Origin of the sequence: Paraburkholderia sp. BR13439 (assembly GCF_040948805.1) — a bacterium.
GTDB lineage: Bacteria > Pseudomonadota > Gammaproteobacteria > Burkholderiales > Burkholderiaceae > Paraburkholderia > Paraburkholderia youngii.
This window is the reverse complement of the sequence record NZ_JBFPKN010000200.1, coordinates 1-256: the sequence shown is the minus strand read 5'-3', so window position 1 is coordinate 256 and position 256 is coordinate 1. Positions and strand designations below refer to the sequence as shown.

Sequence of the window (256 nt, the reverse complement as noted above, 5' to 3'; positions counted from 1 at the left end):
GTACCTGGAGATGGGTGTGTGAGTAGGTGAATCAGGGTTGTGATTGTATCGATGTATTTTTAAGTGATCGAGAGATCGCTTTGGAATACGGCGCAACACGAATACTCAACCTGTAGCGGCATGTGATCGGCAGTGAGCAATCATTGAGACACACCCGTTATAGGGTCAAGCGAACAAGTGCATGTGGTGGATGCCTTGGCGATCACAGGCGATGAAGGACGCGGTAGCCTGCGAAAAGCTCCGGGGAGCTGGCAAA

At 51.2% G+C, this 256-nt stretch carries 1 rRNA gene; it reads left to right on the top strand.

The features are described from left to right. Positions 1 to 163: 163 nt before the first annotated feature. A 23S ribosomal RNA gene (locus AB3X96_RS42860) occupies positions 164 to 256 on the top strand; the annotation flags it as partial.